This is a genomic window from Streptomyces hilarionis (assembly GCF_024539675.1).
Classification (GTDB): Bacteria; Actinomycetota; Actinomycetes; order Streptomycetales; family Streptomycetaceae; genus Streptomyces; species Streptomyces hilarionis.
In genome coordinates, this window is the sequence record NZ_JAHHIT010000361.1 from 1 (window position 1) to 910 (window position 910).

Consider the following 910-nt stretch of genomic DNA (forward strand, 5'->3'; position numbering starts at 1 on the left):
CGGCTGTTCCGGGGGCGGTGGGGTTCACTCGTTCGAGGGAGGGGTGGTTGTTCGAGGCTTGGCTCCGGGCTCTTGTGCGGGCCCTGAGCGGCGCGCTGCGGCCACCGGACGAGAGGGCGGCGGGAGGTCACAGCTCGAGCCAGCCGCGTCCGACGTACCAGTGGCCGCCTTCTCGGAGGTGGTCGAGGACGGCTCGTTGGAGGACGGTCCGGCGGGGCAGCCGGTCCAGGGGCACGTCGGTGGTGCCGAAGACGAAGCGGACGGGTTCCATGTCATCGGGGACCGCCGGGACCTCGGGGACCGCCGAGGTCCCGGAATCGTCGGCGGTCGCGGAGAGCTCGGAAGTCGCCGCCCCTCCCGGTGCCGTCGGCGGGCGGACGAGGTGGAACCGTTCCTGGAAGCGGACGATGTTGGAGTCCGCCGGCAGGTGGCGCTTGAGCTGGGGGTCCAGCAGCCAGGACGAGCAGGTGGCCACCGAGTAGGTCTCTTCGGGGTAGTGGCGGGCGAAGAACGCCCGGGCGAGCGCGAGGGACCGTTCGACGGCCTGCGGGGTCAGGGGTCCCATGAAGTCGGGTATGTGGAGGGAGAGTGCCGCGTCTCCGGGGCCGTGGGGCAGTCCTGCCGCCGCGATCGAGGCGCCGGTCCGGGCGCCGACGCGGCTGCGCTGGAACTGAAGTCGTCCCAGTTGGTACAGCTCGCCGTGGAAGTGCAGGGTGAGCCATTCCGGGATGAGCAGCCCGCCCGTGCCGTGCCATCGTCGGTGCCAGGCGACGCATCGGCCGACGTCGGCGAGCGTGTGGCGGCTGACCTCGTCGGGGATGTCCCGCTCGCGGTGGTGGGCGCGGATGTGGGGCAGCGCGGCGACGAAGACGTACAGGGGGAAGAAGCGGGCGGTCGCGGTGGAGGGGGC

General features: G+C 72.3%; 1 protein-coding gene. It reads right to left on the reverse strand.

The features are described 5' to 3' along the window. Positions 1 to 127: 127 nt before the first annotated feature. The coding region (locus KMS84_RS38610; RefSeq protein ID WP_256921225.1) for an acyltransferase domain-containing protein at positions 128 to 910 on the reverse strand (783 nt) is incomplete at its 5' end.